Here is a 13,559-nt window from a genome sequence, read left to right on the forward strand (position 1 = left end):
AGCGGGATACCGGATGCACATTCCGCTCCAAACTCAGTGATGTCCGCCTTCGAGATAGGCGGCGCGCACTTCCGGATTGGCGAGCAGTTCCTTGCCGGTGCCGCTCATCGTCACATTGCCGTTGACCATGACGTAGCCGCGCGTGGCGAGCTTCAGCGCGCCGAACGCGTTCTGCTCGACCAGGAACACGGTCAGCCCTTGCGTGCGGTTCAGCTCGCGGATGGCATCGAAGATCTGCTTGACGATCAGTGGCGCCAGGCCCAGCGACGGCTCGTCGAGCAGAAGCAGCTTCGGCCGCGCCATCAGCGCGCGTCCAATCGACAGCATCTGCTGCTCGCCGCCCGACAGCGTGCCGCCGCGCTGCGCGATGCGCTCCTTGAGCCGCGGGAACAGCGCGAACACCTTCTCGACGTCCTCGTCATAGTGTTTGAGGTTGTCGAGGCTGGCGCCCATCTGCAGGTTTTCCATCACCGTCATGCGCGGGAAGATGCGCCGGCCTTCGGGTGACTGGGCGATGCGCATGCGGGCGATCTCGTGCGTCGGCAACTGGGTGATGTCGGTGCCGGCGAAGGTGATGGTCCCCGTGCGGGCGCGGGGAGCGCCGAAAATGGTCATCATCAGCGTCGATTTGCCGGCGCCGTTGGCGCCGATCAGCGCCACGATCTCGCCCTCCTTGACGGTGACATCGACGCCGTTCAGCGCCCGGATGTTGCCGTAATAGGTCTCCACGCCCTTGATATCGAGCAGCGTTGTCCTGGCCATTATTTGCCCCCTCCACGCTTGCCCGACACAGGCTTGGCCGCACCGGTAGTCTTGGCGGAAGCATGGCTGGTCGCCACCTTGCCGGCGTCGACGCGGCGCGAGAATTCCGTGTCTTTGCCCTGACCTAGCAGCTTGGCCTGCTTGACCCATTCCTCGCGCGCAATGCGTCCGTCAAAGGCGAGATAGGCTTCGGCAGCCTCGACATCGGCCTTCTTCCAGGCGCCGATCTGGTCGAAGTGGAAGATGCCGTGCTCGTTGAGCTTCTTCTCGTTGACCGTACCGATGCCCTTGATGCGGGTCAGGTTGTCGGCCTTGCCGCCACGAGGGGCGGCGAGGCGGTTCGAAATGCCTTCGGCCTTTGCCGCGGGCGCCTTGGCGGCCGTTTTCTTCGGTGCCGCTTTCGCCGCCGGCTTGGCCGGCGCGGCCGGTTTTGCGACGGGTTTACTCGCCACGGTAGCCGCGCGGGCATCGACCTGTGCCGCCTTCGAGGCGCCTTTCGACACCGTGACGCGCTCGCCATCGCTGTGTCCGACGGTGTCGGTCACGGGTCCGGCCAGGTATGACGACGATGTCCCCGGACCATGTGCGGCATCCGGCCCAATGTCGAGCTGCTCGATGACGTCCTCGTCGCCGACCTCGGTCAGCACGGTCTCGACCTCCTCGTCGTCGACGCCGAGATAGGCGGCGATGACGCGTGGATCGGTGCGCACCGACTGCGGATTGCCGTCGGAGATCTTGCGGCCATACTCCAGCACCACGACATGGTCGGAAATCTGCATGACCACCGACATGTCGTGCTCGATCAGCAGGATCGAGGTGCCGGTGTTGTTCTTGATGTCCATCAAGAGCTCGTTGAGTGCCGCCGATTCCTTCGGGTTGAGGCCGGCCGCCGGCTCGTCGAGGCACAGAAGTTCCGGACCCGTGCACATGGCACGCGCAATCTCGAGGCGCCGCTGCGCGCCATAGGGCAGATCGCCGGCCGGATCGTCGGCGCGATCGACGAGATCGGCCTTCTCCAGCCAATGCCTGGCCAGGTCCATCGACTCTGCCGATGCCTTGCGGTAACCGCTGAAGCCGAACAGGCCGAGCACCGTATAGCCCGAGGCCTTCATCAGCTTGTTGTGCTGGGCAACCAGAAGGTTCTCCAGCAGCGTCATGCCCGAGAACAGGCGGATGTTCTGGAAGGTGCGCGCCACCTTGGCGCGCGCCGGGATCTCATGGTTGGGCAGCCGTTCCAAGAGATAGGTCGAGCCGTCGGAACGGTTGAGCGTGATCATGCCTTCGGACGGCTTGTAGAAGCCGGTGATGCAGTTGAACACGGTGGTCTTGCCGGCGCCGTTAGGCCCGATCAGCGCCGTGATCTCGCCGCGTCTGGCTGTGAAGGAGAGGTCGCCGATGGCGACCAGCCCGCCGAACTTCATCGACAGATGTTCGACCTGCAGGATGGCGTCGTTCATTTGCGTGGTCGCGTTCATCAGCCGTGGCCCTCCTTGGTGAAGGAGCTTGAGACAGCCCTTCGCTCTTTGAGGAAGGCGGTCGGTTCACGACTGCCGACGAAGCCGCGCGGCTTCCACAGCATGACGATGACCATGGCCATGCCGAACAGAAGCATGCGGTAGAGTTCGGGGGTGAAGTCCGGCCCGAAGATCTGCTTGAGGAAATCGAGTTCGCGCAGCGCCTCGGTGCCGCCGATCATCACCATCGCGGCGACCGCGATGCCGACCAGCGAGCCCATGCCGCCGAGAACGACGATGGCGAGGATGATGGCCGATTCCAGGAAAACGAAGGATTCCGGGCTGACGAAGCCTTGCCGCGCGGCGAAGAACGAGCCGGCGAAGCCACCGAACATGGCGCCGGTGGCGAAGGCGGTCAGCTTGGTGGTGGTGGTGTTGATGCCGAGCGAGCGGCAGGCGATCTCGTCCTCACGCAAGGCTTCCCAGGCGCGGCCGACCGGCAGACGGCGCAGCCTGATGGTGACGAAGGCGGTAAGCAGGCACAGGCCGAGGATCAGATAGTAGAGGAAGATCTTGTAGTAGGCGCTCGATGTCGCCAGATGCAGAACCTTGGCAATGTAGTTGGGGTCCGACACGTTGAAGGTCATCAGGCCGAAGAAGGAAACCTTGGGAATGCCGGAGATACCGGCCGACCCGTTGGTGACGTCGCGCCAGTTGATCAGCACCAGGCGGATGATCTCGCCGAAGGCGAGCGTCACGATCGCCAGATAATCGCCGCGCAGGCGCAGCACGGGGAAGCCGAGCAGCACCCCCCACAGGGCGGCCATGCAGCCCGCGGCCGGCAGCAGGATCCAGAACGACAGGCCGTAATGCGTGGCAAGAAGCGCATAGGCATAGGCGCCAAGTGCATAAAAGGCGACGTAACCGAGGTCGAGCAGGCCGGCGAGGCCAACGACGATGTTCAGTCCCCAGGCCAGCATCACATAGATCAGGATCTGGATGCCGAAATTGTCGACCCATTTCAGCGAGCCCTGCAGCCCTCCAGCAATCGACCACGCGTTCAGCGACAGCACCGCGACCACGAGGATCGGGTACAGCACCAGCGCGGTGATGCCCAATTTGGTGAAGTTGGCATGGATGAAGGCGCGGAAGTAGTAGATCACGCAAGCCAGCAGATAGATGACCGCCAGGGCGCGCAGGAATTGCAGATAGCCGGCCGGTTCTGCTCCCACCCATCCGGCGAGGGAGCTGTTGAACACGAACAGCAGCACCGCCGCGACGACAGCCACGATGAAGGCCGGCAGCGTGAAGAACCGTGACCCCACGCTGGCCGGCAACAGACCGGTGGCGACGTTGGCGATCTTTTGGTTGGCCATGAAGGGCTGGCCATAGGCGACATAGAGGAAACGGCCGACGGCCGTGGCGATCACCACGGCGGCGAGCAGGCCCCAGCGCTGAGTCAGGACCAGTTCATTGGACATGTTCTGACCGGTCTTCAGCCCGATGAACAGCACGAACAGGCCAAGCGCGATGGCGCCGGCATAGAACGCTTCCTTAAGCGCGCGTTGGGTGGGGGTGGCGACGCTGTCGCTCTCGCGAGATACGGTCACGGCCATGATCTCAGACCTTTTCGACTTCAGGCCGGCCCAATATGCCGGAAGGCAGGAAGATCAGCACGATGGCCAGGATCGAGAACGCCGCGACGTCCTTGTAGTCGATCGAGAAATAGGCCGACCACATGCTCTCGATGAAGCCGATCAGCAGCCCGCCGAGCACGGCGCCCGGCAACGAGCCGATGCCGCCAAGCACCGCCGCGGTGAATGCCTTCACACCCGGCACAAAACCGTCGGAGAAAGCCACCACGCCATAGTACATCAGGAACAGCGTACCGGCGACGGCGGCAAGCGAGGCACCCATGATGAAGGTGATCGAGATGGTGCGGTCGACGTCGATGCCGAGCAGTGCGGCCATCTTGCGATCCTGCTCGCAGGCGCGTTGCGCCCGGCCAAGCGAGGTCCTGTTGACCAGGTACCAGAACACCACCAGGAGCAGCGCGGTGACGATGACGATGATGATCTGCTTCAGCGACACGCTGACGCCGTCGATGTTGTAGACTTGGCTGACCATCGGCGGGATCGGCTTGTTGCGCGGACCTTGCGTCACCTGGACGAAGTTCGACAGCGCGATCGACATGCCGATGGCGGTGATCAGCGGCGCCAGCCGGAACGAACCGCGCAGCGGCCGGTAGGCCACCTTCTCGATCGTCCAGTTGTAGAGGCTGGTCAGCAGCATCGCCACGATCATCATGACCAGCAGAGCGATGACCACGGGCACCGAATAGAACAGCGCGCCGAGGATGAGGAAGACGATCAGCGCCGTGAAGGCGCCCACCATGAAAATGTCGCCATGGGCGAAGTTGATCATGCCGATGATGCCGTAGACCATCGTGTAGCCGATTGCGATCAGCCCATAGATCGATCCCAGCGTCAGCCCGTTGATAAGCTGCTGGACAAAATACTGCATGTGTACGTGGCTCCCCTGGAATGTCGCCCATGCAGACGCATTCCTTTTCGTATTTCCCCTAGTCGTAAAGTTTCGAGCCCGGATTGCAACGTGATTTTTTTGACCGCCCCGCGTGTTTCCGATTCACGTCGTTCCGACCGCCCGTTTTCTGCACCCGACCCCTGGACTATCGCGGACCCTATCATTGGCATAACGCAATGTCTTTGACGATTCGGCCGTATCATGCGCCCCGTTTCGAAGAAATCATCGTCAAAATTAGGTGACAAGAGGAATCGTTGCGTTCCTGACAAGGTTGGTCTTTTCGTCACACTCCTTTCCGCAGCGTCAGGATTCTCCTCACTTGACCACGAAACCATGCGCGAACGGATCGCGGTCGTCGATGAAGATCGTGTTCAGTCCGGTCATCCGCGCCCAGCCGCCGATCGAAGGAATGATCGCCGGTCTGCCCGCCACGGTGACCTCCTTTTCGACCTTGCCCTTGAACAGCGAACCGATGATCGATTCATGCACGAAGGCGTCGCCTGCCTTGAGCTTGCCCTTGGCATGGAGCTGCGCCATGCGCGCCGAGGTGCCGGTGCCGCACGGTGAGCGGTCGATCGCCTTGTCACCATAGAATACGGCGTTGCGGGCGTCGGCCCCTTCCACCGTCGGCTTGCCGGTCCACAACATGTGCGACAGCCTGTTGATGCCGGGGTTCTCCGGATGCACGAAGGAATACTTCTCGTTGAGGCGCTGCCGCACCACCGGGCTCCAGGCGATGAGGTCGCCGGCGGAATGATCCGCCATGTCGCGGTAGTTCTCCTGCGGCTCGACGATGGCGTAGAAATTGCCGCCATAGGCGACATCGACGGTGATCTCGCCGAGCCCGGGACATTCGACCGTCAAACCTTCGGCATGGAGGAACGACGGCACATTGGTGATGCGCACCTCCTCGACATATTCGCCGACCTGTTTGTATTCGGCGATGACCAGCCCGGCTGGCGTATCGAGCCTCAGCACACCCGGCGTCTTCGGCTTGATCAGCCCGTGTTCGATGGCCATCGTCACCGTGCCGATGGTGCCGTGGCCGCACATCGGCAGGCAGCCGGAGGTCTCGATGAACAGAATGGCGATGTCGCAATCCTCGCGCGTCGGCGGATAGAGGATCGAACCCGACATCACGTCATGGCCGCGCGGCTCGAACATCAGCCCGGTGCGGATCCAGTCATATTCGGCAAGGAAATGCGCGCGCCGTTCCATCATCGTCGAGCCCTCGAGCAGCGGGCCGCCGCCGGCGACCAGCCGCACCGGATTGCCGCATGTGTGGCCGTCGATGCAGAAGAAGGATTTCTTGGCCATGTCGTTCCTCGAAAATTCAAAACCGTTGTGGACTGAAGGGGGCGAGATCAACAGACGCAACCTGCCCCAGGATGATTTCCCGGATCAACCGTCCGGTCGCCGCGGCCTGGGTCAGGCCGAGATGGCCGTGGCCGAAGGCATAGACGACCGGCCGGCTTCCCGATGCCTTGCCGATGACGGGCACCGAATCCGGCAGCGAGGGCCGGAACCCCATCCATTCGCGCCCGCCCGAGGGATTGAGCCCGGGCAGGAACTGCTGCGCCTTCTGCAGGAGCGCCTTCGATCTGTTGAAATTGGGCGGCCGCTCTATGCCGCCGAGTTCGACCGCGCCGCCGACGCGCAGGCCCGTCTCCAGCGGCGTGATGACGAAGCCATGGCCGGAGAAGATCAGCTGCCGCTTCACATCGAAGGCGCTTTTGGGCAGCGTCGTGTTGTAGCCGCGCTCGGTCTCCAGCGGAATGCGGTCGCCAAGCTGCTGTGCCAGGAGGTGCGACCAGGCGCCGGCGGCGACGATCAGGTGCCTTGCCTGCCTGGTCGTGCCGTCGGCCAGCGTCAGCGTCGCGCCATGCTGGTCCGCCGCGATCCGGTCGATCCCAGCCCTTTCGAAGCGGGCACCCCTGGCCTCGGCGTAAGCCCACACCGCCTTGCCGAGCAGCTTTGGATCGGCGACCGTCTTCCAGCCCGGCACGAAGGTGCCCTTGATGAAGCGCGGGGACAGGCCCGGCTGCAGACCCGCCAGGCCTTCGCCCTCGACATGGCGAAGGCCGATGCCGAAGCGCTCGCGCTCGGCCCAGCCGGACAGCGAGGCTCGGAACTCGGCTTCGCTCTCGTAGAGCTCCAGCGAGCCGTCCTCGCGCAGCATCGGCCGCGTGCCGGAGCGATCGAGCAGCCCCATCCATTCGGTTTCGGCGAGCTTCATCATGCCGGCCTGGGCGGCGAGGCTTGCTTCGTATTTCGCCGGCGCGCCGGCGCGCCAGAAGCGGATCAGCCAGGGCAGAAGCCGCGGCAGGTAGGCGGGCGGAATGCTGAGAGGGCCGAGCGGATCGGCCAGCCATTTCGGCAGGTGCTTGATCATGCCCTTGTGCGCCAGCGGCAGCACGTCCGAAAAGGCGAAGGCGGCCGCATTGCCGGAGCTCGTCTCCTCGCAGATGCCGGTGCGGTCGAAGATCGTTACGCCGCGCCCCGCCTCGGCGAGGAAGGCGGCGGCACAGATGCCAATAATGCCACCGCCGACAATGGCGATATCTTTCCCTTCTCCCCGTTCACGCGGAGAAGGTGCCCCAGCGGCGGAGCGCTGCTCCTGTTCCGGCAATTTGGGATTTCCTGGCACGTCGATGCTGTCCCTTATTCGGCTGCCACCAGTCTGTCCGCCGATAGAGGAGACGTCTGGAGCGAAGGCAGCTTCGGCCGCGCCGCCAGCGCATCCCGTATGATCTTCTCGACCGCCTTGCGGCGCTCGCCCGACAGCGGCTGGCGTGGCATGCGCACGCGGTCATTGGTATCGATTGCCAGCACTTCGGCAAGCTTGATGTTCTGTACCAGATAGGTCGAGACGTCGAGGTCGAGCAGTGGCCGGAACCAGCGGTAGATGGCGAGCGCCTCCTCGCGGCGGCCCTGCTTCATCAGCTGGAAGATGGCGACGGTTTCGCGCGGGAAGGCGGTGACCAGGCCGGCCACCCAGCCGATGGCGCCGACCGACAGCGCCTCGAAAGCAAGATTGTCGACACCGGTGAACAGATCGTAGCGGTCGCCAAGCCGGTTGATGATCTCCGTCGAGCGCCTGATATCGTCGGAGGATTCCTTGATGGCGACGAAGCGCTTGTCCGACGCCAACTCGTCCATCTGGTCGACGGTGACGTCGACGCGATAGGCGAGCCGGTTGGAGTAGATCATGACCGGCAGGTCGCCAGCCTCGGCGACCGCGCGCAGCGCGGCGACGGTCTCTTCCGCATTGGTGTGGTAGATCGGGCTCGGCACCACCATCAGGCCATCGGCGCCTTCCCTGGCGGCGCGCCTGGCAATAGCGGCGGCCTCACGGGTGCCCGCCTCATTGACGGTCAGCAGTACCGGCTTCTTGCCGGCGACTTTCTGCGCTGTCTTCAGCACCTCGATCTTCTCGTCAGGCGACAGCATCGGCCCTTCGCCAAGCGAGCCGCATGCGATGATGCCATCGCAACCGGCCTCCATCTGCAGGCCGAAGCAGCGCTCCATTTCGGCATGGTCGAGCCGGTCGTCGGCGGTGAATTTGGTCGTGACGGCGGGGAAAACTCCGGTCCACATAGTCGTGTCTCCATCTGATATATCAGTCGTATATCTGTTAAGAAACTCGCTGTCAATGCGGAATCCGTTATGATATATTTTGAATATATCAGGAGATCGCCTTTGATATCCATGGAAGCAACTATGACCTCCGAGCCGGCGGCGGCCAGGGCCTATCGCGTGCTCGAGCATATGATCGTTACGCTGGAACTGGCGCCGTCGAGCTTTGTCACAGAGGGGGCGCTTATCGAGAAGCTGGACCTCGGCCGCACGCCGGTGCGCGAGGCGATCCAGCGGCTGGCCTGGGAAGGGCTGCTTGATGTCAGGCCGCGCGCCGGCATCGCGATCGCGCCGCTGCATCCCGGCGACTGGCTGCGCGTGCTCGACGCCCGGCGCGGTGTCGAGGTGGTGCTGGCCCGTTCGGCCGCCCGCTTCGTCACCCGCGAGGCGGCCGACCTGTTTCACGAGGCGGCGCTCGCCATGCAGAAGGCGGTCATCTCGGGCAATGTGCTTGCCTTCATCCAGGCCGACAAGGCGCTCGACGAGGCGCTGGCGATGGCCGCCGACAACCCCTTCGCCGCGCGGCTGGCGGCGCCGCTGCAGACCCACAGCCGCCGCTTCTGGTTCCGCTACAAGGCGGACACGGGCCTCGCCGAGTCAGCCGAGCATCACGTCGCGCTGATCCGCTCGATCCTCGACGGCGACGAGGATGCAGCCGCCAAGGATGCCAAGCGGCTGATGGCGCTGCTGCGAGGCCATGCCGAGGTCGCCGCGACACGCTGATCGGGCGATCAAATCCCTCGCGCGGCGGCGATGGCGGTATTCTCCCATCCCTCACCGGTCGCGAAAATGCAGCTTCGACCCTGCACGTCGGTCACCAGCATCGACCAGGTCCCGCTTGCCGAGACATAGATCTCCACAATGGCGGATTGCCCGACCACACCGTAGCCGATCTGCTTTTGCTCAAAGGCCTGCGCCAGTCCCGTGACAAGGTCACTGTGGCCGCCGCAGATAAATTGCGCCTGCGCCGATAGCGTCGACAACGCCAGCACGGCGCCGATCGCGGCTATCCTGATCCATCGAAACGAAAATTTGTGTGCCATTTGGCACCTCCTTCGCCTTGGCGTTCCGGCAAAGGGAGGCACATGGGGCAGCCTCAATACACCAGAACGCTCCAGGCCGGGTTCGACGTCTTCATCACGTCACTCCTTCTGGTTTCCGGTCTGTCGTCAGGGAATTTTATCATTTCCCTGGAATCGATATGGTGAGGCCCCGATCTGAAAACAAGCCACACTCAGGCCGCTGCAAAAAGGGCCTGCCGTCACGGCGTGACCTGCCGAGCGGCCGCGAACGCGCCGGGTCGCTCAAGCACCCGGCAGGGCCGCTTTCATCATTGTACTGTCCCAGCCTTCACCGACGGACAGTATGCAGCTCTGGCCCTTGGTATCGGAGGCCAGAACGGTCCAACTGCCTTGCTCGGAAACAAAGACCTCGAGAACCACGCTGGAATTGATCAGGCCACGCCCGGCCTCGATCTCATGGAACTTCTCGCCAAGTGCCTTGATCAGATCGGCCCGCGGTGCGCATTGTCCAGCCGCATTCGCCTGCGCCGCACCGGCTGATATCGCAAGCGACATCAAGATCATCGTCGCCACAAGACCTCGTGTCATCTGAGACCTCCCTGCGCCAGACGCAAAACCCCAGCTGCTACCGGCGCTGTTGATTGGCCTGCAAGCGCTGCAGGATACAGCGTAAGACGTATGGCGCCCGCTTGGTTCCATCACATTAGCGATTTGGCGGATAACGCCGCGACCACAACGAAAAGGCCCGGGCATGCAGCCCGGGCCTTCGATGTCGGATATGTTGCCGCGCGCCCGCCGCCGAGGGCGAGAGGCGCGCAGCCAAGAAGACCGTCAGCTCAGTTCATCGTCGGGATGACGAACTCCGCACCGTCCTTGATGCCGGACGGCCAGCGCGAGGTCACCGTCTTGGTCTTGGTGTAGAAACGGAAGGCGTCCGGACCGTGCTGGTTGAGGTCGCCGAAGGACGACGCCTTCCAGCCGCCGAAGGTGTAATAGGCGATCGGCACCGGGATCGGCACGTTGACGCCGACCATGCCGACCTGGACACGGCTTGCAAAGTCACGCGCGGCGTCGCCGTCGCGGGTGAAGATGGCGACGCCATTGCCCATCTCATGGTCGTTGGCGAGCTTGATCGCGCTCTCATAGGTCGGAGCACGAACCACCGAGAGCACCGGCCCGAAGATTTCTTCCTTGTAGATGCGCATGTCCGCCGTGACGTTGTCGAACAAGCAGCCGCCCATATAGTAACCGTTCTCATAGCCCTGCATCTTGAAGCCGCGGCCATCGACGACCAGCGTGGCGCCTTCCTTGACGCCGGTATCGACGTAACCTTTCACGCGCTCCAGCGCCTGAGCCGTCACCAGCGGGCCGAAATCGGCGGCCGAATCCGTCGACGGGCCGACCTTCAGGCTCTCGACGCGCGGGATCAGCTTTTCCATCAGCCGGTTGGCAGTGTCGTTGCCGACCGGGACAGCCACCGAGATCGCCATGCAGCGCTCGCCGGCCGAGCCGTAGCCGGCGCCGATCAGCGCGTCGACGGTCTGGTCCATGTCGGCGTCGGGCATGATGATCATGTGGTTCTTGGCGCCGCCGAAGCACTGCACCCGCTTGCCCGCCGCGGTGCCGCGCGAATAGATGTAGTGGGCGATCGGCGTCGAGCCGACAAAGCCGACGGCCTTGATGTCGGGATCGTCGAGGATGGCGTCGACGACTTCCTTGTCGCCGTTGACGACGTTGAGGATGCCGGCAGGCAGGCCGGCTTCGAGGAACAGTTCGGCGATGCGGATCGGCACGCCCGGATCACGCTCCGACGGCTTCAGGATGAAGGCATTGCCGCAGGCGATCGCCGGCGCGATCTTCCACAGCGGGATCATCGCCGGGAAATTGAACGGCGTGATGCCGGCGACGACGCCGAGCGGCTGGCGCATCGAATAGACGTCGATGCCGGGGCCGGCGCCATCGGTGAATTCGCCCTTCATCATGTGCGGCGCGCCGATGCAGACTTCGACCACTTCGAGGCCGCGCTGGATGTCACCCTTGGCGTCGGCGATGGTCTTGCCGTGCTCGCGTGCCAGTATGTCGGCCAGTTCGTCATAGTCGCGGGCGACCAGTTCGAGGAATTTCATCAGCACGCGCACGCGGCGCTGCGGGTTGGTGGCGGCCCATTTCGGCTGCGCCGCCTTGGCATTCTCGACCGCCGCGCGCAGTTCCGCTTGCGAGGCCAGCGCCACCGTGCCGCGCACGGAGCCGTCCATCGGCTGCATGACGTCCTGCTTGCGGCCGCTGGTGCCGGCGACACGCTTGCCGCCGATGAAATGACCGTATTCGATCATGATATCTCTCCCTTGTTTGTGATGGCGCATTGTCCGCCTTTGCGGTGGCGAAGGCAACGCGAGGGAGAACGCAACCGTTGTGCGAAAATTAGATATCGGTTGACGGGCGAGCATCAATTCTCGCAAATGACTTACGACAAGATATCTCCTGGGGATTCCCATGAACTGGGATGACGTCCGCATCTTTCTCGCCGTGGCACGCGCCGGCCAGATCCTCGGCGCCGCCCGGCGGCTGGAGCTGAACCACGCCACAGTCTCGCGCCGCATCGCAGCGCTCGAGGAAGCGCTGCGCACGAAGCTCTTCCGCCGGCTGACCACCGGCAGCGAACTGACGCCGGCCGGCGAGCGATTCCTTGATATTGCCGAGCGCATGGAGGGCGACATGATCGCCGCGCGCTCGACCATATCAGGCGAAGGCGACGATATCTCCGGCACCGTGCGCATCGGCGCGCCGGACGGGTTCGGCGTCGCCTTCCTGGCCAGGCGCCTCGGCGAACTGACCGCGCTGCATCGCGAACTGACGATCCAGCTCGTGCCGGTGCCGCGCTCCTTCTCGCTGTCCCGACGCGAAGCCGACATCGCCATCACCGTCGAGCGGCCGACCGAAGGCCGGCTGGTGGCGGGAAAGCTGGTCGATTATTCGCTGGGCCTGTTTGCATCGCGCGCCTACGCCGATGCCAATGGCCTGCCCAAAACCGCCGCCGAACTCGGCCGGCACACACTCATCGGCTATGTACCCGACCTCATCGTCAGCCCTTCGCTCGACTACGCGGCCGAATTCAGCGCGGACTGGCGCACCAGCTTCGCCATCTCCTCGGCGCTCGGCCAGGCCGAAGCGGTGCGCTCGGGCGCCGGCATCGGCATCCTGCACACCTTCGTCGCGCGGTCGATGCCGGAACTGGTGGCTGTCGACGTGGTGGCGCCCATCCGCCGCGCCTACTGGCTGGTCTATCACGAATCGGTCAGGCCGCTGCGCCGCATCCAGATCGTCGCCGGTTTCATCACCAAGGCGGTGGAACGGGAGCGGGGCCTCTTTGCCTGATTTCGCAAACCGGCAGACGCGATGCGCTGTTCAAGGTGGGTCGAGAACGAACGAATTCACGACATGCTCGGCCTTGTCCGCCAGTGGCGCCCACATCTGCTCCACCTGCTCGGCGCTCTCGCTCATCACGCTGCAATTGACATAGCCATAGCGCGCTCCCCGCAACGAGAACGCAAATCTGGAATGGCCGTGCACGCGAACACCGTTGTCGACAACCGTAAAATCCAGATCGGCAAGTCGCACAGGGTAGCCGTCGGGAAACCTTGCAAGCTTGTCATTGCTGAAATCGGCTGTGCTGAACGATTTGCCCATCATCATCTTCCATGTTTCCATGGACCAGCCCTCGATGAACTTGCTCGGATCGGACGGAGAATCCGGTGCGGATGCATCGTAAAGCGACGTCGACACCATGCAGGTAAGGGTCCGATCGGGGGATTGCACGCTCAGCCGCATCGCTTCCCCGGAAGGCGGCTCATTGATCCATTCCGGTGGAAAGGTTAGTGCGAACCCATTTTCCCGGTCGTGGACGGTCTTGTCGGCGGCATTGGCCGCTGTTGCGCAGAATAGAAATCCGACGGCCGTAACCAGGAAGCAGATACGCATCACCGCTCGCGAATGTGAGGCGCAGGTGGCGCCATGGGCAGATTGTGCCGCCACGATATATCAGGATCGGTCAATAGGCGACGCCTTTTCCTTGCCACAAAACCGGCCACTGTGGCATCAGGCGTGCAGCGCCGACCACGGGCAGGTCGCCGGGTGGGAATAT

The 13,559-nt window shown here is 63.6% G+C and carries 13 protein-coding genes; 2 read left to right on the forward strand and 11 right to left on the reverse strand.

Features of this window, described 5'->3' with window-relative positions; all coding sequences use genetic code 11:
• Positions 1-33: 33 nt before the first annotated feature.
• The 7 genes from CK226_RS26715 to CK226_RS26745 form a co-directional block, all read right to left on the reverse strand.
• Positions 34-762 carry an ABC transporter ATP-binding protein gene (locus tag CK226_RS26715; RefSeq protein WP_095772012.1) on the reverse strand — a complete coding sequence of 243 codons (729 nt, stop codon included), beginning with the start codon at positions 760-762 and terminating at the stop codon, positions 34-36.
• The gene (locus tag CK226_RS26720; RefSeq protein ID WP_095789924.1) at positions 762-2,237 is read right to left on the reverse strand and encodes an ATP-binding cassette domain-containing protein; all 1,476 of its coding nucleotides are present in this window, start codon (positions 2,235-2,237) and stop codon (positions 762-764) included. Before CK226_RS26720 ends, CK226_RS26715 begins: the two co-directional genes overlap by 1 nt.
• The gene (gene livM / locus CK226_RS26725) at positions 2,237-3,832 is read right to left on the reverse strand and encodes a high-affinity branched-chain amino acid ABC transporter permease LivM (RefSeq protein ID WP_095789925.1); all 1,596 of its coding nucleotides are present in this window, start codon (positions 3,830-3,832) and stop codon (positions 2,237-2,239) included. The genes CK226_RS26720 and livM overlap by 1 nt, the downstream gene beginning before the upstream one ends.
• A gap of 4 nt (positions 3,833-3,836) precedes the next feature.
• Positions 3,837-4,739: a branched-chain amino acid ABC transporter permease LivH gene (locus CK226_RS26730; protein WP_095772009.1), complete on the reverse strand. Its 903-nt coding sequence runs from the start codon at positions 4,737-4,739 to the stop codon at positions 3,837-3,839.
• A 336-nt stretch (positions 4,740-5,075) separates the two neighbouring features.
• Positions 5,076-6,077 (reverse strand): 4-hydroxyproline epimerase, encoded by a 1,002-nt coding sequence (locus CK226_RS26735; protein WP_095793468.1) that lies wholly within the window; start codon positions 6,075-6,077, stop codon positions 5,076-5,078.
• A 16-nt stretch (positions 6,078-6,093) separates the two neighbouring features.
• A complete protein-coding gene (locus CK226_RS26740) occupies positions 6,094-7,407 on the reverse strand; it encodes an FAD-dependent oxidoreductase (protein WP_179301135.1) in 1,314 nt (437 codons plus the stop codon).
• 14 nt (positions 7,408-7,421) lie between these two features.
• Positions 7,422-8,357: a dihydrodipicolinate synthase family protein gene (locus CK226_RS26745; protein WP_095793469.1), complete on the reverse strand. Its 936-nt coding sequence runs from the start codon at positions 8,355-8,357 to the stop codon at positions 7,422-7,424.
• Between the two features lie 69 nt (positions 8,358-8,426).
• On the opposite strand from CK226_RS26745, the gene CK226_RS26750 reads away from it, so the two are divergent.
• Positions 8,427-9,119, forward strand: coding sequence for a GntR family transcriptional regulator (locus tag CK226_RS26750; RefSeq protein WP_179296389.1), 693 nt, complete (start codon positions 8,427-8,429; stop codon positions 9,117-9,119).
• 8 nt (positions 9,120-9,127) lie between these two features.
• Here the strand turns inward: CK226_RS26750 and CK226_RS26755 are convergent, their stop codons facing one another.
• From CK226_RS26755 to CK226_RS26765, 3 genes are all read right to left on the reverse strand, one after another.
• Positions 9,128-9,439, reverse strand: a complete 312-nt coding sequence (locus CK226_RS26755) for a hypothetical protein (protein WP_095789929.1) — start codon at positions 9,437-9,439, stop codon at positions 9,128-9,130.
• Positions 9,440-9,700: 261 nt separating this feature from the next.
• Positions 9,701-10,006, reverse strand: coding sequence for a hypothetical protein (locus CK226_RS26760; RefSeq protein WP_095772005.1), 306 nt, complete (start codon positions 10,004-10,006; stop codon positions 9,701-9,703).
• Positions 10,007-10,254: 248 nt separating this feature from the next.
• Positions 10,255-11,751 carry a CoA-acylating methylmalonate-semialdehyde dehydrogenase gene (locus CK226_RS26765; protein WP_095793470.1) on the reverse strand — a complete coding sequence of 499 codons (1,497 nt, stop codon included), beginning with the start codon at positions 11,749-11,751 and terminating at the stop codon, positions 10,255-10,257.
• A 160-nt stretch (positions 11,752-11,911) separates the two neighbouring features.
• On the opposite strand from CK226_RS26765, the gene CK226_RS26770 reads away from it, so the two are divergent.
• Positions 11,912-12,793 (forward strand): LysR family transcriptional regulator, encoded by an 882-nt coding sequence (locus CK226_RS26770; RefSeq protein WP_095793471.1) that lies wholly within the window; start codon positions 11,912-11,914, stop codon positions 12,791-12,793.
• 30 nt (positions 12,794-12,823) lie between these two features.
• On the opposite strand, the gene CK226_RS26775 is transcribed toward CK226_RS26770, so the two are convergent.
• On the reverse strand, positions 12,824-13,396 hold the full coding sequence (locus CK226_RS26775; RefSeq protein ID WP_095793472.1) for a hypothetical protein: 573 nt from the start codon (positions 13,394-13,396) through the stop codon (positions 12,824-12,826).
• Between the last annotated feature and the right edge of the window lie 163 nt (positions 13,397-13,559).

The organism is Mesorhizobium sp. WSM4311 (genome assembly GCF_002295115.1).
In the GTDB taxonomy this organism is placed as follows: domain Bacteria; phylum Pseudomonadota; class Alphaproteobacteria; order Rhizobiales; family Rhizobiaceae; genus Mesorhizobium.

Bases quoted from the DNA above. Each gene is read 5' to 3' on its own strand.
- CK226_RS26770 (WP_095793471.1), top strand. From the start codon at position 11,912: ATGAACTGGGATGACGTCCGCATCTTTCTCGCCGTGGCACGCGCCGGC.
- CK226_RS26750 (WP_179296389.1), top strand. From the start codon at position 8,427: ATGATATATTTTGAATATATCAGGAGATCGCCTTTGATATCCATGGAA.
- CK226_RS26765 (WP_095793470.1), bottom strand. From the start codon at position 11,751: ATGATCGAATACGGTCATTTCATCGGCGGCAAGCGTGTCGCCGGCACC.
- CK226_RS26730 (WP_095772009.1), bottom strand. From the start codon at position 4,739: ATGCAGTATTTTGTCCAGCAGCTTATCAACGGGCTGACGCTGGGATCG.
- CK226_RS26720 (WP_095789924.1), bottom strand. From the start codon at position 2,237: ATGAACGCGACCACGCAAATGAACGACGCCATCCTGCAGGTCGAACAT.
- livM (WP_095789925.1), bottom strand. From the start codon at position 3,832: ATGGCCGTGACCGTATCTCGCGAGAGCGACAGCGTCGCCACCCCCACC.
- CK226_RS26735 (WP_095793468.1), bottom strand. From the start codon at position 6,077: ATGGCCAAGAAATCCTTCTTCTGCATCGACGGCCACACATGCGGCAAT.
- CK226_RS26715 (WP_095772012.1), bottom strand. From the start codon at position 762: ATGGCCAGGACAACGCTGCTCGATATCAAGGGCGTGGAGACCTATTAC.
- CK226_RS26745 (WP_095793469.1), bottom strand. From the start codon at position 8,357: ATGTGGACCGGAGTTTTCCCCGCCGTCACGACCAAATTCACCGCCGAC.
- CK226_RS26760 (WP_095772005.1), bottom strand. From the start codon at position 10,006: ATGACACGAGGTCTTGTGGCGACGATGATCTTGATGTCGCTTGCGATA.
- CK226_RS26775 (WP_095793472.1), bottom strand. From the start codon at position 13,396: ATGCGTATCTGCTTCCTGGTTACGGCCGTCGGATTTCTATTCTGCGCA.
- CK226_RS26755 (WP_095789929.1), bottom strand. From the start codon at position 9,439: ATGGCACACAAATTTTCGTTTCGATGGATCAGGATAGCCGCGATCGGC.